The 20550-nt window shown below is 68.4% G+C and carries 21 protein-coding genes and 1 pseudogene; 4 read left to right on the top strand and 18 right to left on the bottom strand.

The features are described 5' to 3' along the window. The first annotated feature begins 3 nt into the window (after positions 1-3). The gene (locus HALNA_RS11815; protein WP_049936570.1) at positions 4-381 is read left to right on the top strand and encodes a hypothetical protein; all 378 of its coding nucleotides are present in this window, start codon (positions 4-6) and stop codon (positions 379-381) included. On the opposite strand, the gene HALNA_RS11810 is transcribed toward HALNA_RS11815, so the two are convergent. Beyond that, complete coding sequence (locus tag HALNA_RS11810) at positions 378-1034, bottom strand: HAD family hydrolase (protein ID WP_049936569.1); 657 nt, start codon at positions 1032-1034, stop codon at positions 378-380. The two genes, HALNA_RS11815 and HALNA_RS11810, sit on opposite strands and share 4 nt — an antisense overlap. Before the next feature lie 173 nt (positions 1035-1207). Here HALNA_RS11810 and HALNA_RS11805 point away from each other — a divergent pair, with 173 nt between their 5' ends. Then, complete coding sequence (locus tag HALNA_RS11805) at positions 1208-2443, top strand: DNA double-strand break repair nuclease NurA (RefSeq protein WP_049936568.1); 1236 nt, start codon at positions 1208-1210, stop codon at positions 2441-2443. Positions 2444-2539: 96 nt separating this feature from the next. Here HALNA_RS11805 and HALNA_RS11800 read toward each other — a convergent pair whose 3' ends face one another. Both HALNA_RS11800 and HALNA_RS11795 read right to left on the bottom strand, forming a co-directional pair. Then, on the bottom strand, positions 2540-2878 hold the full coding sequence (locus HALNA_RS11800) for a DUF7113 family protein (protein ID WP_049936567.1): 339 nt from the start codon (positions 2876-2878) through the stop codon (positions 2540-2542). A 47-nt stretch (positions 2879-2925) separates the two neighbouring features. Further along, positions 2926-3876, bottom strand: coding sequence for an alpha/beta hydrolase (locus tag HALNA_RS11795; protein ID WP_049936566.1), 951 nt, complete (start codon positions 3874-3876; stop codon positions 2926-2928). A 106-nt stretch (positions 3877-3982) separates the two neighbouring features. On the opposite strand from HALNA_RS11795, the gene HALNA_RS11790 reads away from it, so the two are divergent. Further along, entirely contained in the window at positions 3983-4267 is a 285-nt protein-coding gene (locus HALNA_RS11790) for a transcriptional regulator (RefSeq protein WP_049936565.1), read from the top strand. Between the two features lie 399 nt (positions 4268-4666). Here HALNA_RS11790 and HALNA_RS11785 read toward each other — a convergent pair. From HALNA_RS11785 to hpt, 6 genes and pseudogenes are all read right to left on the bottom strand, one after another. Further along, positions 4667-5896, bottom strand: a pseudogene (locus tag HALNA_RS11785) (ABC transporter ATP-binding protein); the annotation flags it as partial. After that, on the bottom strand, positions 5893-7041 hold the full coding sequence (locus tag HALNA_RS11780; RefSeq protein WP_084510004.1) for an ABC transporter ATP-binding protein: 1149 nt from the start codon (positions 7039-7041) through the stop codon (positions 5893-5895). The pseudogene HALNA_RS11785 and the gene HALNA_RS11780, both read right to left, overlap by 4 nt. Next, the gene (locus tag HALNA_RS11775) at positions 7038-8201 is read right to left on the bottom strand and encodes an ABC transporter permease (RefSeq protein ID WP_049936564.1); all 1164 of its coding nucleotides are present in this window, start codon (positions 8199-8201) and stop codon (positions 7038-7040) included. The genes HALNA_RS11780 and HALNA_RS11775 overlap by 4 nt, the downstream gene beginning before the upstream one ends. After that, positions 8201-9169: an ABC transporter permease gene (locus HALNA_RS11770; protein ID WP_049936563.1), complete on the bottom strand. Its 969-nt coding sequence runs from the start codon at positions 9167-9169 to the stop codon at positions 8201-8203. Before HALNA_RS11770 ends, HALNA_RS11775 begins: the two co-directional genes overlap by 1 nt. Positions 9170-9254: 85 nt before the next feature. Next, the gene (locus HALNA_RS11765) at positions 9255-11120 is read right to left on the bottom strand and encodes an ABC transporter substrate-binding protein (protein ID WP_049936562.1); all 1866 of its coding nucleotides are present in this window, start codon (positions 11118-11120) and stop codon (positions 9255-9257) included. A gap of 74 nt (positions 11121-11194) precedes the next feature. Then, entirely contained in the window at positions 11195-11761 is a 567-nt protein-coding gene (hpt, locus tag HALNA_RS11760; RefSeq protein ID WP_049936561.1) for a hypoxanthine/guanine phosphoribosyltransferase, read from the bottom strand. A gap of 97 nt (positions 11762-11858) precedes the next feature. Here hpt and HALNA_RS11755 point away from each other — a divergent pair, with 97 nt between their 5' ends. Continuing rightward, positions 11859-12185 (top strand): protein-tyrosine phosphatase family protein, encoded by a 327-nt coding sequence (locus tag HALNA_RS11755; RefSeq protein ID WP_049936560.1) that lies wholly within the window; start codon positions 11859-11861, stop codon positions 12183-12185. A gap of 4 nt (positions 12186-12189) precedes the next feature. Here the strand turns inward: HALNA_RS11755 and HALNA_RS11750 are convergent, their stop codons facing one another. The 9 genes from HALNA_RS11750 to HALNA_RS11710 are packed head-to-tail and all read right to left on the bottom strand — an operon-like array spanning position 12190 to position 20347. After that, positions 12190-13938, bottom strand: a complete 1749-nt coding sequence (locus HALNA_RS11750; RefSeq protein WP_049936559.1) for a Na(+)/H(+) antiporter subunit D — start codon at positions 13936-13938, stop codon at positions 12190-12192. Continuing rightward, positions 13938-15707, bottom strand: coding sequence for a proton-conducting transporter transmembrane domain-containing protein (locus tag HALNA_RS11745; protein WP_049936558.1), 1770 nt, complete (start codon positions 15705-15707; stop codon positions 13938-13940). The genes HALNA_RS11750 and HALNA_RS11745 overlap by 1 nt, the downstream gene beginning before the upstream one ends. Beyond that, a complete protein-coding gene (locus tag HALNA_RS11740) occupies positions 15704-17197 on the bottom strand; it encodes a proton-conducting transporter transmembrane domain-containing protein (protein ID WP_049936557.1) in 1494 nt (497 codons plus the stop codon). The genes HALNA_RS11745 and HALNA_RS11740 overlap by 4 nt, the downstream gene beginning before the upstream one ends. Beyond that, a complete protein-coding gene (locus HALNA_RS11735) occupies positions 17190-17555 on the bottom strand; it encodes a sodium:proton antiporter (RefSeq protein WP_049936556.1) in 366 nt (121 codons plus the stop codon). The genes HALNA_RS11740 and HALNA_RS11735 overlap by 8 nt, the downstream gene beginning before the upstream one ends. After that, the gene (locus tag HALNA_RS11730) at positions 17556-18089 is read right to left on the bottom strand and encodes an MnhB domain-containing protein (RefSeq protein ID WP_049936555.1); all 534 of its coding nucleotides are present in this window, start codon (positions 18087-18089) and stop codon (positions 17556-17558) included. Beyond that, positions 18086-18622 carry a DUF4040 domain-containing protein gene (locus HALNA_RS11725; protein ID WP_049936554.1) on the bottom strand — a complete coding sequence of 179 codons (537 nt, stop codon included), beginning with the start codon at positions 18620-18622 and terminating at the stop codon, positions 18086-18088. Before HALNA_RS11725 ends, HALNA_RS11730 begins: the two co-directional genes overlap by 4 nt. After that, the gene (gene mnhG, locus HALNA_RS11720; RefSeq protein WP_049936553.1) at positions 18619-18960 is read right to left on the bottom strand and encodes a monovalent cation/H(+) antiporter subunit G; all 342 of its coding nucleotides are present in this window, start codon (positions 18958-18960) and stop codon (positions 18619-18621) included. The genes HALNA_RS11725 and mnhG overlap by 4 nt, the downstream gene beginning before the upstream one ends. Continuing rightward, positions 18957-19280, bottom strand: coding sequence for a cation:proton antiporter (locus tag HALNA_RS11715; RefSeq protein WP_394324597.1), 324 nt, complete (start codon positions 19278-19280; stop codon positions 18957-18959). The genes mnhG and HALNA_RS11715 overlap by 4 nt, the downstream gene beginning before the upstream one ends. Continuing rightward, a complete protein-coding gene (locus HALNA_RS11710; RefSeq protein ID WP_049936552.1) occupies positions 19280-20347 on the bottom strand; it encodes a monovalent cation/H+ antiporter subunit E in 1068 nt (355 codons plus the stop codon). Before HALNA_RS11710 ends, HALNA_RS11715 begins: the two co-directional genes overlap by 1 nt. Positions 20348-20550 lie beyond the last annotated feature (203 nt).

Genomic DNA, 20550 nt, shown 5'->3' with positions numbered 1-20550 from the left:
GATATGGTCTCCCACGAACTCGACGACGGCGTGCGCATCGCCCAACTGCTCGCCTCTGACCTCGTCGGCCACGAGGACGGCCTCGCGGCCGTGACGGTGACCGACGCCGACCCGGAGGTGGAGCCGACGGCAGACGGCACACGGGCCTACCGCGTTCGCGCCGCGGACCGACCGCTCGCGAGCGTCTTCGTCCACCCCGACCGCGCCCGCATCGAGTTCGAGGCGGGCCAGGAGGCCGCCCTCGACGCCGCCCGCGAGGCCGGCCTCCGGGTCCGTCCCAAACTGGTCGACCCGCCCCGGACCGTCATCTTCGTCGAGAACGGCGCCGAGGTGAAGCGGGCGCTCGGCGTCGTCGAGGCCGTAGTCGAGAGCCGGGACTAACGCGTCGCGAGAAGCCGCGGTAGTTCGGGGGCCAGTTCGTCGCGCTCGATATGGGCGAACGCGTCGGGGTCGCGCCCCGGGCCGCCCGGATAGCAGACCTGTACCGCGTCGATACCGGCGGCGACCGCCCCCTGTACGTCGGCGGTCACGTCGTTGCCGACGAACACCGTCGCCGACGCGTCGGTGCCGAGTTCGGCGAGCAGCGACTCGAATGCCGCCGGTTCGGGTTTGCCGGCGGCGAGTTCGCCCGTCACGAGGGCGGCGTCGAAGGCGTCGGTCCAGCCGAGCGCCTCGAGTTTCGACCGCTGGGCGACCACCGGCCCGTTCGTCAGCAGTCCGAGCCGGTACCGCTCTCGCAGATCGGAGAGCATCGCCTCGACTCCCGGCACGGGTTCGAGCGCCGCGTTCACCCGGTTCCGGTACGCCTCGGCGACGGCGGCGGGGTCGACATCGTCCACGCCGGCGAACAGTCGCTCGAACACCGGCTCCCGGCTCCGCGCCGTCAGGTTCTCGGCGTGGGCCTGGAGATACGCCTCCCGCGAGCGCTGGGGGGCCCCCGCCTCGCGGAGCGCCTCCGTCAGGAGCGTCGCGCGATCGACCCGCGTGACTGCGAGGGTATCGTCGAGGTCGAACGCCACCGCGGCCGTATCCATACCACCCGTAGCCGATCGACAGGTATGAGCATGGCGCCTTCCGGCGGGAATCCCCGGCTTCGGTCGACGGCGACGCCGACCGTAGCGTTCGTGACCGTTCACAGGCCGGTCGTTCGGGTGTGTGATGGCCGACAACCGCTACTGTATTTGTGCGTCGGCCGGGAGGGAGGAGTATGACACTCGATCCGGTCCACGTCGACGAGGTGGCCGACCTCGCGGGGCTGCTCGGCGGCCGCGTCGACGACCGGGATCACGACGACCTGGCGCGGACGGCGTTCGAGGAGTGGCTCGATCCCCTCACCGTCGACGGGCGAACGGTGCTCGAACCGCTGGGCGAGCGTCGCTGCAGCGCCGCCGCCGTCGACGACGTGGCCCTCGTCGACGCTCCGTATTCGACCGTCCACGGCCTCGACTCGGGGACGATCAACCCCACCACGTTCAAAAACGGGCTCGTCCTCGACGTGGCCCACGCCGCGATGGCGTCCGATCCCTCGGATCTGGACCTCCACCGCGCGCGGAGCTTGGTGACGACCGTCCACGCGAACGATCCGACCCTCTCGCTCGATTTCGACTGGGTGCGTCGCGACGAGGGCTACTTCCGGCGGAAGATCCTCCATGCCCCGCGCGTGAACCGCTACGCCGAGGGGGTGGTCCACGCCCTCGCGCTCTATCTCGCAGAGAGCTCCCACGCTCTCGAACACGCCGACGCCGTCTCGGACTGCCTCCTCCTCGACGGCCCGCTGTACCCGAAGGAACTTCTCAACTGGCAGGATCGGGACGCCGAACTCGGCGCGCTGACGACGGAGGCCAAACCCCGAGCTATCGTCGAGAACTACGTCCGCCTCGTCGAACGGCTGCTGGATCGGGACGTGGCCGTCGCGGGCTTCGTGAAGAACCCCTCGTCGAAACTCGTCACCCGGACGCTGCGCGAGAACGGCGTCGACGCCCCGTGGGTCGACGACACCGCCTTCTTCACGCGGCTGTTGGAGCCGAGCGACGGCGACGCGGACGGCCACCGTCTCACCTTCACCAACTGGTTTCGATCCCGCGGGGGATCGGACCGCACTCTCGCGGCCGACGGCGACGCCCTCGGCGTCGAGCGACGGCGCGACCCCGCCGACTACGAGGTGACGTTTTTCGTCGTCTACGACCCCCGCGAGGACCTGTGTTTCCGCGTCGAGGCGCCGGCCGGCCTCACGCGCGACGCCGACGCGCGGGACCGCCTCACCCGACAGATCCTCCGCGACGTGGCCGTCTCGCGCGGCCCGCCGACGGTCGTCGAGCGAGCCGACGCGCTGGCGCGTATCGGCGTCGACGAGAAGGCGGCGCTCCGCCGAAAGTTCGAGGAGCGTCTCGATTCGCCGTTCGTCCGCACCTACGACGACGTGCGGTGGGACGCGGAGTTCTGAGGTAGTAGGCGACGGGCCAGGGCGGGTCGCCGGCGTGGATCGTCACCGGGCGGCGGGAGCGGCGACTGCCGTCCGAGGTGGTGTTCGTCGCCGCGATCAGTCGATCGGGTCGGCCTTCTCGACCTCGATGACGACCGTCGACTCGGGGACGCCGACGCGGGCGAACTGGGTCCGGAGGTGTTCTTTCGCCGCCTCGACTGCCTGCTCGCGCGTGTCGAATCCGCGGGGCATCGGCGATTCGAAGGCGATCCGTTTCTCCTCGCCGTCGATCAGGGTGGTCGACCCGCCGCTCTCGACCTCGTAGAACTCGTCGCAGACCCAGACGTAGGGCGCGTCCTCGTCGGGCGCACCCTGGAACGACGGCGCGCGCTCACCCCGTTCGAAGACGGTGCCGGTGAGCGTCGTGTCGCCGCCGGTGCCGCGGATCAGTAGCATATTCCACCGATACGAGCGCCCGAGATAAAACACCCCCGCGAGAACCGTCACCGAGCGAACGCGGCGTCCAGATTCTCCGCGATCGTCTCCCGTGCGTCCCGCGCCCGCTCTAGCTCCGGGAACGAGGCGAAGACGTGCACCATCCCCGGGTAGTTCGCGTGCGTGACCGGCACGGCCGCCTCACGCAGGCGGTCCGCGTACGCCGCCCCCTCGTCCCGCAGGGGGTCGTACCCCGCCGTCACGACCGTCGCCGACGGCAGGCCGGAGAGATCGGGCGCCCGAAGCGGCGACGCGTAGGGGTTGGCGCCATCCACCGCGTCGTCGAGATACCGGTCCCAGTACCAGCGCATGCTCGCCCGCGAGAGCAGGTAGCCCGACGCGTTCTCGTGGTAGGAGTCGGTGTCAAGGTCGAAGTCCGTCACCGGGTAGAGAAGCACCTGATGGGAGAGTTCGGGGCCGCCGCGCTCCCGCGCGAGAAGCGTCACCACCGCCGCGAGGTTGCCGCCGGCGCTGTCGCCGCCGACCGCGATCCGATCCGGGTCGCCGCCGACGATGTCCGCGTGCTCCGCGGCCCACGCCGTCGCCGCGTAGGCGTCGTGGACCGGTGTCGGGAACGGGTGCTCCGGTGCGCGCCGGTAGTCGGCCGAGACGACGACGCAGTCGGCCGCCTCGGCAAGCAGTCGACAGAGGCCGTCGTGGGTGTCTAGGTCGCCGCGCACCCAGCCACCGCCGTGGAAGTAGACGAGGACGGGGCGCTCGCCGCCGTCGCCGGGGGCCTCCGACGCCTCGGCCGGCGTGTACGCCCGCACCGAAAGCGGCGTCGTCGGCCCCTCCGGCCCCGGAATCGACAGGTCACGAACCGTCAGGTCGTCGTCCACCAGCAGGTCCCGGAGCGCCTCGCGGGCGCCCGCGACGGATAGCGCGTGGGTCGGCGGGAGGTCGACCCGGTCGAGAATCGTCGCCGCCTCGGGGTGGAGTTCGGGCGCGCGGTCGGTCATCGTCGCCTCCGCGGATCGGGATGCATGCGTCGGTGGCCGGCCGGCACGGGCATAAATGGTCGCCCCCGGAGGAAAGGGATTTCACCCCACCCCGCCAACGGCGGTCATGGAATCGACGACACGGGAACGCATCGCCGCGGCACTCCGTGAGTCGCCGGCGACGGCGAGCGACCTCTCGGCCCGCGTCGGCACCTCCCGGTCCGCCGTCTACGATCACGTCCGACACGTCGCCCGGTCGCTCCGCGGCGACGGCGACGAGCAAGTGCTGGTCTCGCCGCCGACCTGTCGGGACTGTGGGTTCGACCGCTTCGACGATCCGATCAACCATCCGTCAACCTGCCCCGAGTGCCGAAGCGAGAGTGTCGCCGAACCCGCGTTTCTGATCGACTGAGCGTCGTCCTGCGTGGGCGGCGGGTCGTCCGCCGAGACGGTCCGGCGAACCACCGGGACACCGTTACGATAGCCCGTCTCAGTCCCGGCGGTTCAGGTGGCAGGCGCTCTCCCGGAGCGGGCCGAAGGTGTCGTAGAGTTCGTCGGCGGCGTCGGCCGCCTTGCCGGCGAGCAAGGCGTCGATGGCCGCGCCGACCGACCGCTCGGCGTCCGAATCCGACAGCGGTTCGGGGAGACGGAAGGCCGCCCGGACGGCGAGGCGGTCGACCCCGCCCTCGCGGTCCGTCTCCGCGGCACACCGTCGGTCGAGGCGGTCGGTCACCCGGTCGGCGTCCGCGTCGACGAGGGTCGCGAGCCACGTCCGGAAGCGCTTGATCGCCGCCCACTCGTCCGCCGACAGATCGGTCTCCTCGGGGACGAGGCCGGGGCGCTCGCGCCGGCAGACGGTGGGAAAGGCGTCGGCGAGGCGCTCGGCGGCACTCTCGGTGTCGCCGACGACGATCCGGTCGAGCGCCCCCGACAACGCCTCCTCGGCGCGCCGGTCGGGGAGTTCGGCGGGCAGGTCGAACTCCTCGCGGATCGCCGCCCGTACCGCCTCCGGGTCGGCGCCCCCGGGGTCGGCGCCCCCGGCGGCGTAGGTTCGCACCGCCTCGACGTCGATCCCCCCCGACGCCGCGCGCAGACGGAGGTTCAACACCGCCCGCCACGTCCCGGCATCGATGTCGTACGCCTCGTCGGGAATCACCTCCGGACACCGCGTGTGGAACCGACAGCCCGGCGGCGGGTCCGACGGGCTCGGCACGTCGCCGGTGAGAGTCGTCCCCTGTCCCCGACGGCGCGGGTCGGCTATCGGCGTCGACCCCAGCAACGCGCGGGTGTACGGGTGCTGTGGGTCCTCGAACAGTTCCTCGGTCGGTGCCGTCTCGACGATTTCGCCGAGATACATCACCGCGACGCGGTCACACACCTCCCGGACGACGCCCATGTCGTGACTGATGACGACGATGGCGAGGCCGAACGCCGCCTGAATCTCCTCGATCAAATCGAGGATATCCGCCTGCACGCTCACGTCGAGGGCACTCACGGGTTCGTCGGCGACGATCAGGTCGGGGTTGATGACCAAGGCCCGTGCCAACCCCACGCGCTGTTTCTGCCCGCCCGAGAACTCGTGGGGGTAGCGATCCATGTCGGCGGCGTCGAGGCCCACCCGCTCCAAGAGGTCGCCGACGATCCGCCGCCGGCGCTCCCGGTCTCGCATCCCGTGGACCCGGAGGGGTTCGGCCACCGACTCGCCGATGCTCATGCGCGGGTCGAAACTCGACGTGGGGTCCTGAAACACCATCTGCGCGCGGCGCCGGAACCGCTTGAGCGCCCTGTCGTCGTACTCGGTCACGTCCTCGCCGTCGAAGACGACGTGGCCCTCGGTCGGCTCCTCCAGTCGCAGCGCGGTGGTGGCGGCCGTCGACTTGCCACATCCCGACTCGCCGACCAGTCCCAGCGTCTCGCCGCGGTCGACGGTGAAGCTCACGCCGTCGACGGCGCGGACCCGACCCACCTCGTTCCGGAGGAGGCCCTCGGTCACCGGGTAATGTTTGACCAGCCCCTCAACGTCCAGGAGCGGCCGGGTCACGTGTCCTCCTCGTCCGCGTCGGCGTCGGTCTCGTCGCGGCGCTCCTGCATCGCATCGGCGTGGATCGTCCGATCCGCCGGTGGGGTGCCGACCGTGCCCGGACTGTGGTCGTCGTCGGTGACCGGTTCGTCGCCGGGTTCGCGGCGGTCCGCTCGAACCACCGACGGATCGCCGCCGGGTTCGTAGTGAACACACGAGACGACGTGGTCGTCGTCGCCGTCGACGGCGTAGTCGGGGGGTTGGTCGCCACGCTTGCAGGCGTCGACGGCGTACGCACACCGCGGGTGGAACCGGCAGCCGTCGGGCGGGTCGGTCGGGGGCGGGAGTTTGCCGCCGATGGATCGTGCGCCGTCGCCGCGTCCCGGCAGGCACTCGAGCAAGGCGCGGGTGTAGGGGTGGGATGGCCGTTCGAACACGTCGAAGACGCCGCCGCGCTCCATCACCTTGCCCGCGTACATGACGACGACGCGGTCGGCCACCTCCGCGACGACGCCGAGGTCGTGTGTGATGAGCAGGATGCTCATGTCGAACTCCTCCTGCAGTTCGTCGAGGAGGCCGAGGATCTGGTTCTGGATCGTCACGTCGAGCGCCGTCGTCGGCTCGTCCGCGATCAGGAGGTCGGGGTTGGTGGCGAGCGCCATCGCCAGCGCGACGCGCTGTTTCATGCCGCCCGAGAACTCGTGTGGGTAGTCGTCGAACCGGCGGGTGGCCTCGGGGATGCCGACCCGGTCCAGCAGGTCGACCCCGCGCGCCCGTGCTTCCGCCCGGGACACGTCCGCGTGGAGTTGGATCGCCTCGACGATCTGCCAGCCGACGGTGTAGACCGGGTTGAGCGCGCCCTGGGGGTTCTGGAAGACGTGGGCGATGCGGTCGCCCCGGAGGTCGCGCAGGTCGCGGTCCGAGAGCGTCGTCAGATCCCGGCCGTCGAAGACGATTTCGCCCCCCGCGATTTCGCCCGGCGGGGTTCGGATGAGACGGGTGATCGACTCGCCGGTGACGGTCTTGCCGCTGCCGGACTCGCCGACCAGACAGACCGTCTCGCCCCGCCCCACGTCGAAACTCACGCCGTCGACGGCGCGGACGAGCCCCTCGTCGGTGTGGAAGACGGTGCGCAGATCGCGGATCGAGAGTAGTGGTCCTGTCATGTCTCCTGTCGCGGGTCTAACGCGTCTCGGAGCGCGTCGCCCATGAAGTTGAACGCGAGGATGGTGGTAAAGAGGAACACGCCGGGGACGGTGGAGACCCACCACGCAGTCGAGAGGTCGCTCCGCCCGTTGGCGATCACCTGCCCCCACGACGGGACGGTCGGATCGCCGAGCGAGAGGAAAGAGAGCGACGCCTCGAAGAGAATGAAGCCGGGAATCAACAGGGTCGCGGCGGTGATGACGCTGTTCGAGACGTTGGGGACGAGGTGGCGCCGAATCACGTAGAGCGTCCCCGCGCCGGCGCTCCGGGCGGCAGTGATGTACTCCTCCTCGGCCCGCTGGAGGGCCTCCGAGCGGACGAGCCGTGCGATAGAGCCCCACCCCGTCAGCCCGAAGATGACGATGAACATGAACAGGCTCCCGCCGAAGAGGTAGGTGAGCAGGAGATAGAGAAAGAAGGCGGGGAAGACGAGTTGGATGTCGACGTAGCGCATCAGGAGTTCGTCGACGAGGCCGCTCCCGTAGGCGGCGACGGTGCCGACGGCCGTCCCGATGGTCACCACCAGCAGGGTGGAGATGAGACCGACTTTCATGCTCACCTGCATCCCGTAGACGACGAGGACGAGGATGTCCTTGCCGTCGCCGGTGGTGCCGAGGGGATGGGCCATCGTCCCCCGACACCGACCGTCGACCACCTCGCCGAGGCAGTTCACCGGCACCGTCGAGTCGACGCTCATGTAGGCCGGCGGCTGGTAGGCCTGATCGAGGGCGAGCGTCGGCTTCTCGAGCAGGATGGGGCCGACGACGCCGATACAGAAGACGACGAGCAGGTAGCCCAGACTCACCACGGCCATCCGGTTCTTGCGGAACTCCCGCCAGTAGTAGGCGGTGAGTCGGCGGTTGTCGTAGAGCGGGACGGCGACGTAGAAGACGATGGCGAGCAGCGTCGCCACGAACAGCCAGTCGAGTTGCGTGACGTTCCACCCGACGGGGACCGTGATCGTCGGCCGACTCGCGGGCAGGACGAGGTAGTCGTAGAGGAAGACGACGACGACCGCGAGTCCCGACAGGAGCGCCCCCCAGTCGCGCCGCGAGAGCGTCGACAGTCGGCTCCCCGTCTCGTCCCAGTCGACCGATTCGAAGGTGTCCTCACCCGCCATCAGCGATCACCGTAGTCGATCCGCGGGTCCAAGACGGTGTAGGCCACGTCCTGTATCAGGTTGCCGATCACCGAAATGAAGGTGAAGATGAGCGTCGTCCCCAACACGAGCGACGTGTCCTGAGCGATGATGGCGTTGTACGACAGTTGGCCGAGCCCGGGGATGCCGAAGACGACTTCGACCAGATAGGAGGCCGCGAGGAAGATGCCGAGGATGTCGCCGACGAGAATCGTCATCAGCGGCACCGCCGCCGGCCGGAGGACGTGTCGGGTGAGGATGCGGTAGCCGTCCGCACCCTTCGATTTCGCGGTCTTGACGAACTCGGCCTCGACGTACTCCAGCGCCTCCGCCCGCGAGTAGCGCATGATGCCCGCGATGGTGCCCGTCACGAGGACGACGACGGGCAGGACGAGTTGTCGGGCCATCGCGAGGCTGAGAAACGGGACGTCCGAGTCGAAGACGACGGGGAACCAGCCGAGTTGCACGCCGAAGACGAGCAGGAGGATGATCCCGAACCAGAAGTTTGGGATGGCGTAACCGAAGAAGGCGAAGAAGGTGGCGGCGTAGTCGGTTCGTGTGTACTGATGGGTCGCGGAGTAGAGGCCGATAGAGAGCCCGACCAGAATCGAGAGTATCGTCGTCGGGACGGAGTAGATGGCGGTGTAGGGGAGCGCGCTGGCGATGGCGTCGGTCACGGGCTGTGAGCGGCTCTGTGACCACCCCCAGTTGAGCGTCACCATATTCGTCATGTACTCGCGGTACCGGACCCAGGGGGAGCGGTCGAGGCCGCGCCGCGCCTCGAACGCCTCCTGGGCCGCCTCCGCCGACCCGCCGCTCGCGGCCGCCCGGAACTGCATCTGCTCGGCCGCGGGGTTCGGCGTGATCGCGAGCAACCCCCACGTGATCGAGAGGATGAGAAACGTGGCGACGACGGCCCATACGACCCGCCGAACCACGTACCAGCGCATGCTCACCGGTCCGTTCGACCCCCGCTACGCACTGTGACCGTCGACGGCGGGTCGCCAGTTCGTACGGTCGCGACGACACTCCCGCTCACGCGAAGTACCATGTCTGGGAGTCCCACCCCGTGTTGAACTCTTCGTCGTAGCCGCGGACGTTCCGGGCGTAGCCGCTCACGCTCGACGGCATCGCCAGGAAGCCGAAGGGCTGTTCCTCGCTGATGAGGCCGAACGCCTCACCGAACAGTTCCTGTCGACGCGTCTCGTCCGTCGTCGCCGACGCCTGCTCGTACAGCGACGCGATGTCCTCCTCGGGGTAGTAGCCGTAGAAGTTGATCCCGCCGCGCTTCTCGAAAAAGCCCTTGCTGGAGGCGGGCGTGAAGGGATAGGTGTTGAACTGGAGGTTGATCGACATGTCCCACGGCTCGGCGCTGGTCGCCACGTCGCGCGGGCCGCCGTTGAAGACGCCGGCGGTCCACTCCGGCTGCGTTCCCTCCGGAGCCGAGGTCTGGACGTAGTTGCTCTGGAACGTCGACGACGAGACGGCTTCGGGCTGGACGTCGATGCCGGCGTTCTCGGAGAACTCCTGGGCGACGAACTCGGCGATGGTCCCCTCGGTGGGCTGGCCGGAGTCGTAGTAGATCGAGAGGGTCACCTGCTCGCCCGACCCGTCGACGAGTCGGTCGCCGTCGTAGCCGTATTCGGTGTCCGAGAGCGCCGACTCCAGCGCCGACCGGGTCCGCTCCGGTCCGTACCGGTCGCCGACGCCGAACTCCATCACCTGGCTGTCGTCGTACCACTGCGACCACTTCGGCTGCATGGTCTGGGCGATCTGTCCGTAGCCACGCAACACGTTTCCGACCACCGTCTCCTTGTCGACGGCGAAGCCGAGGGCCTGTCGCACCGCCTTCGAGCGGAACGGTTCCCACCCGTTCGCCCGCATGTTGTAAACGATGATACGGGCGTATGGCTGGGGGGTGACGTTGACGTTGACGTTCGGCAGGTTCTCGAAGCGGGTGGCCTTATCCGGCGGGATGCCCGAGGAGTCCACCTCGCCCGACTGCAGAGCGCCCAGGCGCGTACTCTCCTCTTTGATAACGCGAACGGTCTGTTTCTCGAAATACGGTGCCTCCCGGAACCGCTCGGGGACGCCCTCGACGTCTCTGAGGTAGTAGTCCTCGTTTCGCGTGACGGTGTAGCGGGCCGACCGCTCCCACGTGTCGTAGGAGTACGGCCCCAGGTTCCCGGTGTAAGCCAGCGTGTTGAGTTCCTCGTCCTGTTGGAGGCCCTCGGTGTCCTGATCCGGGACGTACTTCTCCAGAATCTCCTTGGGAATACACTGCTGGCGCCACAGGATCGGTTTGAACGGGAACGAGGGGTCGACCTCGAACAGGCTGATCTCGAAGGTTCGGGTCCCCGTCCGTTCGACTGGGAGGGGTTCGCGCTGCCCGGAGTCCGGATTCGTCCGGAACCACGCGTCGGCGTTGGGGTAGCCGCTCCAGTTGGGCTGGGCCTGGAAGACGTTCTCGATCATGTACACCCAGTCCTCGGCGGTCATCTGCCCGTAGCCCGCCCCCCACTCCAGGTTCTCCCGGAGCTCTATCTCGTAGACCCGACCGTCGTCGGTCGAGTAGTCGGCCCACAGCGGGAAGATTTCGCGGTTCGGCTTGATCGCCCACGTCCCGTCGAGCGTAGCGGTGACGTACGACCCCGAGGTGGCGTCGGCGATGGTCAGCCAGTTGAGCGACTGCGCGTCGACGCTGGACGCCGAGACGTACGTTCCCTGGAGGTTTCGGCTGCCGGCACCGGGAGTGGCACTCCCGTTACCGTCGCTGCTTCCGTTCCCCGAGCAGCCAGCGAGTCCGGCGACCCCCGTCGCTCCGATGAGTTTCAACACGTCGCGTCGTCCCCGACGACCCGCCGTGCCCGAGTCGCTTCGGCGGTCGTTACCAGACGGCATACCTGTTCAAAACGGCGGTGCGCACTAATAGCCATCGGTCACCCAGAATCGGCAGACGACGGCGACGTTCGCCGCTAGCCGTCGCCGTGTGCGTCGGTGATGACGACTTCGCCGTCCTCGACGGTGACGTTGATCAGCGTCTTGACGCTGTAGCCCGCGTCGTCGAGTTCGTTCGGCCCCGCCTTCTTGATCACCGCGACCACGTCGATCACCTCCGCCCCGATGTGTTCGAGGGCGTCGAGGATGGCCTTCATCGTCCCGCCCGTCGATAGCACGTCGTCGAGGACGAGGACCCGGTCGCCCTCTTCTACGTCGTTGATGTACATCTCGCTCTCGGAGTAGCCGGTCTGGGCCGCGAGCGACACCTCGCCGTCCAGGCCGTACTGGCGCTTACGGATGACGACGAGGGGGATGTCGGTCATCAACGAGACGGCCGTAGAGATGTGAATCCCCATCGCGGCCGGCGTGACGATCTTGTCGATGTCCTCCAGATCCGCCTTGCGGATGATCTTGATGACGATTTCCCGCAGGAGTTCGGGTCGGAGCATCGGGACGCCGTCGCTGACGGGATGAACGAAGTACTCGTAATCGCCTTTCTGGATGATCGGCGCGTCGAGAAGCGACTGCCGCAACTGGTCCATGTCGACCGTACTGTGGGTCGAGAATAAAAGCTGGCGATTCGTGCGGATGTACGTCCGTCTGACGGCTTTTGATGGCGCGTTCGATCCATCAGTGGCCATGGACGAAGTCGTGAGCGGATTGTTCGTCCGGACGACCGTCGTCGACGTGCCGATGATCGACGGGCCGCGAAACGACCGAGCCGCGTTCGATCGGGCGGTGACGGCGGTGTCGTCACGACTCGACGACCACACCGTCCTCGTCCACTGTTCGGCCGGCGCGTCTCGAAGCCCCACCGTCGCCGCGACGGCGTTCGCGCTCTCGGAGGGGATCGGTCTCGACGAGGCGTTTCGGCGCGTCCGGGCGTGCCGGGACGCGGTCGATCCACACGACGCCCTGATTCGGCGGGCCGTGAGCGTCTACGTCGACTGGCAGGACGGAGCGTGACCTCTCAGACGATCCCCAACCACGCCAGCACGCCGCCGAGGACGATCATCAGGATGAAGATGCTTCCTCCGATGTTCGCGCGGTACCGCGAGAGCATCTCGGGGTCGGTGCGAACGTCGGCGGCGGCGTCCGCGGCGACGACGGCGACCCGGTCCACCGCGGCGTACGTCTCCGTCACGCCACGGACGAGGACGCGCGTCCCGTAGAACGCCAGCGGGTTGTACGCGGCGTCCACGTCGGGCACGCGTCCCACCTTCGACAGCGGCTTTCTCAACAGGGCGAAGCCGACGACGCCCGCCGCGGCGAGCGCGAGGCCCTCGAGGATGTGAACGACCGTGTAGGTGTGATAGACGTGGTCGACGACGGCCCCGTCGGTCACGTCGAACGGTAGCAGACCGAACAGCGCCCCGTCGAAGACGCCGTAGAACACACACAGCCCCGCGACGAGGGTCATCGCGACCTGCTGTGTCCGCGGCGCCGGCGTCACGGTGCCGCCCTCGTACGGCCCGTGGAGGAAGGCGTAGTAGCCGAACTTGATGAAGGAGAGGAAGGTTCCGACGCCGCCGATCAGGAGCAGTATCTCCAGCGTGTAGAAGTCGCCGACGACGAGTGGCCCTTTCACGAACGTGTAGTGGCTGGCGGAGATGACGATTCCCTTGCTGACGAACCCGTTGAAGCCCGGGAAGCCGGCGATAGAGAGCGCGGCGACGGTGAAGGCCACACAGGTGACGGGCATCTTCCGTGCGAGGCCGCCGAGATACTTCAGGTTCTCCTCGCCGGTGCGGTAGACCACTGCGCCAGCCGTCATGAACAGAAGGCTCTTATAGAGGATGTGGTTGAAGACGTGGCCGAATGCGCCTGCTTGTGCCAGCGCGCTGCCGATGCCGACGCCGGCGACCATATAGCCAACCTGTGACTGGATATGATAGGAGAGGAGGCGGCGCATATCGTTCTGGAGGAGGGCGGCGGCGGCGCCGAAGACGGCCATCGCCCCGCCCATGTAGGCGATCCAGAGGTTGCCCTCGGGGAACGCCCGATACATGGCGTAGACGCCGGTCTTCGTGGTGTAGACACAGAGAAAGACGCTGGCAGCGATGTGTGGCCGGGGGTAGGTGTCGGGGAGCCACGCGTGCAGGCCGATGAAGCCGACGTTGACGCCGATGCCGATCGCCGCCAGAAGCTGTGGCACCGTCCCCACCATGCCGTCGGCGGCGGTAAAGAGGAACGAGCCGACTTCGACGTAGTGCCACGCGATGGCCGCGAGGACGAGGCTGCCGCCGATGCCGTGCAGGACGGCGTAGCGAAAGCCCGCCCGGACGGCCTCGCCGCCGTAGTCCCAGACGAGGATCGTACTCGTCACGGCCATCAGCTCCCACCAGACGACCATCGTCAGCCAGTCGCCGGCGAAGACGGCGCCAAGGCTGGAGCCGACGTAGGTGAGGGCATATGCCGTTTGCTTGCACTCCGCGCCCGTCGCCCACGAGTAAATAACGGCGACGGTGGCGATGAAGGCGAAGACGAGACCGACGAGCCGCGAGAAGGGATCGACGGCGAAGAAGACGGCGTCGAAGCCGAACAGTTGGCCGGTGAGGTGGGTGCCCGCCGGGACGAGCCAGATCCAGACGGTGACGATGGCCGTGACGCCGCCACCGACGAGGTGGCCGAGTCGCCGCCGATCCCCGGCGACGCCGGCCACGAGCGCCGCTGCGAGGACGAGGACGACGGGCGGCACGGCAGTCAGTGGGCTGGCCATCAGACGCTCACCCCCGTGGCCGCGGCGACGATGACCTCGATCAGGCGGAGGAAGACGGCGGTCCGCGGAATCACCCCGAGCACGACGGCGCCCGTCATGGCGGCGAGGATGGGGCCGAGCATGAACCACGTGCTCTCGCCGCCGCGCCAGCCGCGGCGCTCCCAGCCCTCGGCGGGCGGGCCGCCGTGGTGGCTCTCCTGCCCGCCGTGAGGCGCTTCTTCGACCACCTCGTCACCCTCGGACCGATGCTCCGACGACTCCCCGCTCGCGTCGCTCGCGGGACTTCCGTCGGACCGATGTTCCGACGACTCCCCGCTCGCGTCGCTCGCGGGGCCCCCGTCGGTCACCGGGTCGGGGTCGTACGTCGGTTCCTCGGGCCGGATCGACCACTCCTGGCCGCCGAGGGGGAACTCGATCAGTGGCTTGGCGTCGGCGGCGTCCTCGCTCTCGAAGAAGGCCTGGTAGAAGACGGGCCAGAAGTACGCGATGTTGAGGACGCCGGAGAGCAGGAGGACGACGGCGAACACCGACTGGCCGGCGTCGACGCTCCCGATCAGGAGATACCACTTGCTGACGAAGCCGGCGACGAGGGGGATACCCGCCATGCCCGCCGCGGCGACACCGAAAGCGAGCATGGTCAGCGGCATCCGTTTTCCGATGCCGGCCATCTCGCTGATGTCGTCGGTGTGGGTCTCGACGTGGATGGCGCCGGCGGTAAAGAAGAGGGTGAGCTTCATGAACGCGTGAGCAGGGATGTGCAGCAAGCCGCCGACGATGGAGGTGGGATCGAGGATGGCGAGGCCGAGGACGATGTAAGAGAGCTGTGACACCGTCGAGTACGCCAGCCGTCGCTTGAGGTTGTCCTGTCTGAGCGCGATGATGCTGGCGAGGAGGAGCGTCGCGGCGGCGACGATGGCGAGCGGGAGGCCCATCCCGAGCGAGGCGGTGAGGTCGACGCCGTAGACGTCCAGCAGGACGCGCGCGATGCCGAACACCCCGCTTTTGACGACGGCGACGGCATGGAGGAGGCCCGAGACGGGCGTCGGCGCCACCATCGCGTCGGGGAGCCAGGAGTGCAGGGGCATGAGCGCCGCCTTGACGCCGAAACCGGAGACGAGGAGGACGAAGGCCGCCCGCGCGAGGACGGGGTCGGCGTTCGCGAGGCCGGCGATGCCGCCGGGGGAGAAGGCGGTGGTGCCGGTCATCGTGGCGATCATGACCGTCCCCGCGAGGACGGCGACGCCGCCCCCGAAGGTGTAGGCCAGGTATTTGCGACCGGCGGCCCGCGCTTCGGCCGTCTCGTCGTGGGTAACGAGCGGGTACGTCGCCACCGTCAGGAGTTCGTAGAAGACGAAGATGGTGACGAGGTTGTCGGCGAAGGCGACGCCGAGGGCGGCGGCGACGGACGCGGCGAAGGCCGCGAAGTAGCGGGTCTGGGCGTGTTCGGAGAGCCCGCGCATGTAGCCGATGCTGTAGAAACTCGTGATGAGCCAGAGGAGGCTCGCGACGGTCCCGAAGAGGAGGCCGAGCGGGTCGGCCTGCAGTGAGAGTTCGACGCCGGCCACTAAGGTGCCGAACGTGGAGACGTACGTGGTGCCGGAGATGGCGGCGGGGAGCATGCTGGCGACGACGGCGAAGGCGCCCGCCGCCGCGAGGACGGTCCAGCCCTCGCGGACGTTCGGCCGGCGGCCGGAGGCGAGGATCGGTACGACGGCGACCGCCGCGATGGCGACGGCCAGAGCCGGTCTGAGTGAGGCGATGTCGGTCATGAGAGGAGCGTATCGAGTGTCGGTTCGAGCGCGGTTTCGAGGCCGGTCACGGCGAACCCGAGGGCGACGGCGACGACGGCGGCGCCGACGACGAGCACGAGAAGGCGGCGTGGCGGGGTGGCCGCGCCGCCGAGGCGTTCGGCGCCGCCGTCGGTGGCGGCCCGGACGCTCGGCGACGCCGGCGCGACGAACATCCGCTCGACGAGGATGGCGAAGTACGCGAGCGTCAGGAGCGTCGACGCGAAGATAACGACCGCGACGGGCCAGACGCCCGCGCGGACGGCGCCGAGCGCGATATACCACTTCCCGGCGAAGCCGACGGCGGGCGGGACGCCCACCATCGCGAGCATGAGGACGGCGCTCGCCCCGCCGAGAACGGGGAAGCGATCGGCGAGGCCGGCGTACCCCTCGACCGTCGTCGCGCCAGTCAGGTCGTCGACGGTGCCCGCGGCGACGAACAGGCCACCCTTCATGATCGCGTGGCCGACGAGGTGGACGATGGCGCCAAACACCGCCGCCCGCGTCCCGATAGCTAGTCCGACGACGACCAGGCCGTACTGCGACACCGAGGAGTACGCGAGCATCCGCTTCACCTCGGACTGGGCAACGGCGAGGATGCTCCCGACGACGATGCTCACGCACGCGAAGAGGACGAGCGCATCACGGGCGACGGGGACGGCCTCGAAGAACGCAGGCGTGTAGACGGTGTAGACGATCCGCAGGAGGGCGTAGGCGGCCACCGTCGAGACGAGCGCCGAAATAAGCGCGCTCACGCTGTCCGGCGAGTCGTTGTAGGCGTCGGGCTGCCAGGTGTGCAGCGGAAAGAGCGCCGTCTTGGTCGCGAGGCCGACGACGACGAAGCCGAAAGAGGCGAGCACGAGCGGCGAGTCGTAGCCCACTTGGGCGAGCTTGACCGAGAGGTCGGCCATGTTGAGCGTTCCCGTCGCCACCAGCGCGTAGCCGACGCCGAGCAGGTACAGGGAGGCGGCGACGGTGCCGAAGAGCAGGTATTTGAGCGCCGACACCGCGGAGCGACCCGTGCCGGCGCTCGCGACGAGTGCGTAGGTCGCTAGTCCCGAGATTTCGAGGAAGACGTACAGGTTGAACACGTCGCCGGTGACTGACATCCCCGTCAGGCCGGTGACGAGGAGGAGATACTCGGTGTAGAAGGCGGTGCCGCCGGGGTCGTCGTGGACGGTGTAGACGAGGACCGCGAGCGAGACGACGGCGACGAGGACGACCACGACCGCCGAGAGGCCGTCGACGACGAGTTCGATCCCGTACGGAGCGACGAAGCCGCCGACCGCGTTCGACAGTTCGCCGGTCAGGAGGGCTCGCGAGCCGATCCAGCCCGCGAGCGCCGTCTGGGCGACGAGGACGAGCGCGGTGACCGCCGGCGGGCCGCGTTCGCTCACCAGCCCCGCCGCGACGACGAACAGGGCGCCGAGAAGCGGCACCGCGACCAGGAGGGGGACGAGCGCGTCAGTCATTCGCCAGCACCTCCTCTAAGGTGTCCTCGTTGACCGTGCCGTAGCTCTCGTAGACGCGGACGACGAGGCCGAGGGCCACGGCGGTCAGGCTCACGCCGACGACGATGGCCGTCAGGATCAGGACGTGGGGAAGCGGCGAGACGAACGGGCCGCCACCGCCGCCGGACTGGACGACGGGTGACTTCCCGCTCGTGCGGAAGGCGGCGGAGATGAAGAAGACGAAGATGCCGGTCTGAAACACGTTCAGGCCGATGATCTTTTTCACGAAGTTGTCGCTCTCGATCATCACGTACGCGCCGATGGCGAGCAGCGCCACGACGACGAGGTACGTGTACTTCGTCGTGATCAGGTCGATCATCTACGACTCCTCCTCCCTCTCGGGTTCGTTCGCGTCACGGGAGACGTCGACGCCCGTCCCGAGCAGGAAAAAGAGGCCGGTGATGACCCCCGAGACGACGACGCCGATGCCGACTTCGACGAGTTCGATGCTGTACTTGCTACCATGATGGAACAGGCGCTCGTATCCGGACACCTGGAGGAAGTTGCCGCCGACGAGATAGCCGCCGAATCCGATGAGCAGGAAGGTGCCGACTCCGGAGAGAACGAGGAGGGCGAGATGCTCGTTGCGCAGGTGGGCGGCGATGGGTTCGATCCCGAACGCGAACCCGAGCATGACGACGGTCGTCGCGGCGATGACGCCGCCCTGGAAGCCACCGCCGGCCGAACTCGCGCCGTGGAGCATCACGAAGGCGCCGAGGGTCAACACGAAGGGGGCGATCACCCGGACGGTCGTCATGATGATCGTGCTCTCGACGTAGGGCGGGCGCTCGGCGGCGGGACGGGTGAGCGTCCCCCCGCGATCGGTCGGGGCGTCGGCGTCGCGTTCGCTCATACGAACGCCTCCCGCCGGAGGACGAGCAACATCGCGATGCCGGCGGCGAAGACGACGGCCACCTCGCCGAGTGTGTCGAACCCGCGGTAGCCGACGAGCACGGCAGTCACGACGTTCGTCACGCCGGTCTGTTCGTACGCGTTGTCCAGGTAGTACTGGCTCACGTCGCCCGAGAGGATCGGGGTGCCCGCGGCGCCGACCGGGGGGAGCGCCGGTACCGTCGCGCCGACGGTGACGACGATGGCGACGACGGCGAGCCCGGAGCGGAGACTGATGCCCTCGAACCGTTCGGAGCGCGAGACGCTCGTTCGGGCGATGGTGAGCAAAAAGAGGACGGTCGTGATGCCCGCCCCGACGGCCGCCTCGGTGAGCGCCACGTCGGGGGCACGGAGGAACGCCCAGAGGACGGCGACGCCGAAGCTGTAGCCGGCGAAGGCGACGATGCTGCCGACCACGTCGCGCAGGACGGCGGCCGCGAGCGCGCTCCCGAGCATGAACAGGAGGACGGCCGCGACGGGAAGCGAGAGGCTCATCCGTCGCCCTCCTCCGTGTCGTCGATCCACGGCACCGACCCCTCTCCGATCGGTTCGACCTCCTGTTCTTTCGCGGCGCGGGCGATGGCGTGGGCGGCGGTCGGGCTCGTCACGAACAGGAAGACGAGCAGGAAGACGAGCTTCACCGACTCGGTGGAGAGGCCGAGGACGACGGCGAGCCCGGCGAGCGAGAGGACGGAGCCGAGCGTGTCGCTTTTCGACGCCGCGTGCAGGCGCGAGTAGAGATCGGGCAGGCGGATGATCCCGATGGTTGCGACGAGGCCAAAGAAGGTCCCGACGACGATGAAGGCCGTCGCGACGAGTTCCAGCGGCGTCATATGACGCCTCCCCACTCGACGGTGAACTTCGAGACGGCGATGCTCATGACGAAGTTGAGCAGGGCATACACTAGCGCCACGTCGAGGTAGCCGTACTCGCCGAAGGCGACACTCAACAGGGCGATGACGATGACGGTGTTCGTCCCGACGACGTTGATCGCGACGATGCGATCCTGTGTGGTCGGCCCCCGGACCACCCGGTAGAGGAGGACGACCGCGAAGAGGGCGAAGGCCCCCGCGGCGGCCAGCAGAACGGCCGAGAACGTCGACGAGATGGTCACGTCCGGGCCACCGGCGGCGACGAGGGGGAGCGAGGCGATCACGCGTCCCCCTCCTGATCTTCGAGTCGCTCCCGTGGCGTGGCGATACGCGCCGACTCGCGGCCGTAGAAGACAAAGCGCACGAGTCGTTCGAGTGTCCCCTCCAGTAAGTCGTCCTCGGCGTCGGGGATCAGGGCGTGGACGAGGAAATGCTGACGGGATACGTCTATCGTCAGCGTCCCCGGCGTCAGCGTGATCGAGTTGGCGAGCGTCGTGACGGGCATATCGCCCCAGACCGCGGCGTCGAACTCGACGATCCGCGGGTCGATTGGGAGGCGTGGATGCAACACCACGTACGCGAGCGCGACGTTCGCCTTCGCGATCTCCCAGAGCAGGATCGGCGTATACGCCGCCAGCCGAAGGACCGAGACGCCGACGAACCGGAGCTTCGGCAGTTCGCTTTTGAGCGCGATGCGGGACAGCGTCAGCGTGACCACGCTCGCGGTGACGACGCCGGTGATCAGTTCGTACGGGTCGGTGATCTTCCAGCCACCGAGGGCGAGATAGAACAGAAAGGAGACGCTGTATATCAGCGCGAACTCCGGGAGTCCGATCTCGGTAAAGGGGAGGCGGCGGCGGGTGCGACGCGTGACCGGTGCCTCCAGTACGTCGAACCCCCGCTGGACGAGTTCCTCCTCGAACGACCGGAGGATCGGGACGCTCCCGCCGGGGCGAAAGGAGGGGTCGACGACGATCCGTCCGACGCCGTTCGCGTCGGCGTACCGGCCGACCACGTCCGCGAAGTCGGCGGGGCTAAAGACGTACTCGCCCGTTCCGACGGTTCCCGCGTCGAACGTGACGGTCGGCGGTTCGTCCTCGCCGATCAGGTCGTCGAGGTCCTCCTCGGCCCACGCGACGACCCGATCCAGTAGCGACGTTGCGGCGTCGACCGCCGATCGGTCGGTCTCGAAGATGCGCCACCGGGCGGGAAAGACGAAATGTACCGTCGTCGGTTCGCCGGACTCGACTGCCGTCTCGTGTGCCTGCTCGACCGCGTACGTGACCGACCGTCGGAGCGTCTCCGAGTCGCCGACGGGGACGAGCACGTCGCGCGCGTCAGCCGCCATCTGGCGGTCGACCTCCGGCGATTCTAGCGGTGGCTCCCCCGTTCATTCTTGTCACTCTGTAGCGTTCGGTTCCGGTTTGATAACTATTGCTATACAACACCCGTCGGGGCCGTGACACCGCCCGGGACCGACGAATTCCGCAGACGGATTTCTGTACGTAGTTACTGGTGGTTCGCCCGCCGTGGCGAGCCACCAGTGCGGAC

Source organism: Haloplanus natans DSM 17983, assembly GCF_000427685.1.
GTDB lineage: Archaea > Halobacteriota > Halobacteria > Halobacteriales > Haloferacaceae > Haloplanus > Haloplanus natans.
This window is presented reverse-complemented; position numbering and strand designations above follow the sequence as displayed.

What these genes read in the sequence shown, in the direction of transcription:
- HALNA_RS11800 (WP_049936567.1), bottom strand. Translation starts at nt 2,878, where the DNA reads ATGCTACTGATCCGCGGCACCGGCGGCGACACGACGCTCACCGGCACC.
- hpt (WP_049936561.1), bottom strand. Translation starts at nt 11,761, where the DNA reads ATGGACCAGTTGCGGCAGTCGCTTCTCGACGCGCCGATCATCCAGAAA.
- HALNA_RS11810 (WP_049936569.1), bottom strand. Translation starts at nt 1,034, where the DNA reads ATGGATACGGCCGCGGTGGCGTTCGACCTCGACGATACCCTCGCAGTC.
- HALNA_RS11775 (WP_049936564.1), bottom strand. Translation starts at nt 8,201, where the DNA reads ATGGCGGGTGAGGACACCTTCGAATCGGTCGACTGGGACGAGACGGGG.
- HALNA_RS11790 (WP_049936565.1), top strand. Translation starts at nt 3,983, where the DNA reads ATGGAATCGACGACACGGGAACGCATCGCCGCGGCACTCCGTGAGTCG.
- HALNA_RS11710 (WP_049936552.1), bottom strand. Translation starts at nt 20,347, where the DNA reads ATGGCGGCTGACGCGCGCGACGTGCTCGTCCCCGTCGGCGACTCGGAG.
- HALNA_RS11770 (WP_049936563.1), bottom strand. Translation starts at nt 9,169, where the DNA reads ATGCGCTGGTACGTGGTTCGGCGGGTCGTATGGGCCGTCGTCGCCACG.
- HALNA_RS11805 (WP_049936568.1), top strand. Translation starts at nt 1,208, where the DNA reads ATGACACTCGATCCGGTCCACGTCGACGAGGTGGCCGACCTCGCGGGG.
- HALNA_RS11780 (WP_084510004.1), bottom strand. Translation starts at nt 7,041, where the DNA reads ATGACAGGACCACTACTCTCGATCCGCGATCTGCGCACCGTCTTCCAC.
- HALNA_RS11725 (WP_049936554.1), bottom strand. Translation starts at nt 18,622, where the DNA reads ATGAGCCTCTCGCTTCCCGTCGCGGCCGTCCTCCTGTTCATGCTCGGG.
- HALNA_RS11740 (WP_049936557.1), bottom strand. Translation starts at nt 17,197, where the DNA reads ATGACTGACGCGCTCGTCCCCCTCCTGGTCGCGGTGCCGCTTCTCGGC.
- HALNA_RS11750 (WP_049936559.1), bottom strand. Translation starts at nt 13,938, where the DNA reads ATGGCCAGCCCACTGACTGCCGTGCCGCCCGTCGTCCTCGTCCTCGCA.
- HALNA_RS11735 (WP_049936556.1), bottom strand. Translation starts at nt 17,555, where the DNA reads ATGATCGACCTGATCACGACGAAGTACACGTACCTCGTCGTCGTGGCG.
- HALNA_RS11755 (WP_049936560.1), top strand. Translation starts at nt 11,859, where the DNA reads ATGGACGAAGTCGTGAGCGGATTGTTCGTCCGGACGACCGTCGTCGAC.
- mnhG (WP_049936553.1), bottom strand. Translation starts at nt 18,960, where the DNA reads ATGACGCCGCTGGAACTCGTCGCGACGGCCTTCATCGTCGTCGGGACC.
- HALNA_RS11765 (WP_049936562.1), bottom strand. Translation starts at nt 11,120, where the DNA reads ATGCCGTCTGGTAACGACCGCCGAAGCGACTCGGGCACGGCGGGTCGT.
- HALNA_RS11815 (WP_049936570.1), top strand. Translation starts at nt 4, where the DNA reads ATGGTCTCCCACGAACTCGACGACGGCGTGCGCATCGCCCAACTGCTC.
- HALNA_RS11795 (WP_049936566.1), bottom strand. Translation starts at nt 3,876, where the DNA reads ATGACCGACCGCGCGCCCGAACTCCACCCCGAGGCGGCGACGATTCTC.
- HALNA_RS11745 (WP_049936558.1), bottom strand. Translation starts at nt 15,707, where the DNA reads ATGACCGACATCGCCTCACTCAGACCGGCTCTGGCCGTCGCCATCGCG.
- HALNA_RS11730 (WP_049936555.1), bottom strand. Translation starts at nt 18,089, where the DNA reads ATGAGCGAACGCGACGCCGACGCCCCGACCGATCGCGGGGGGACGCTC.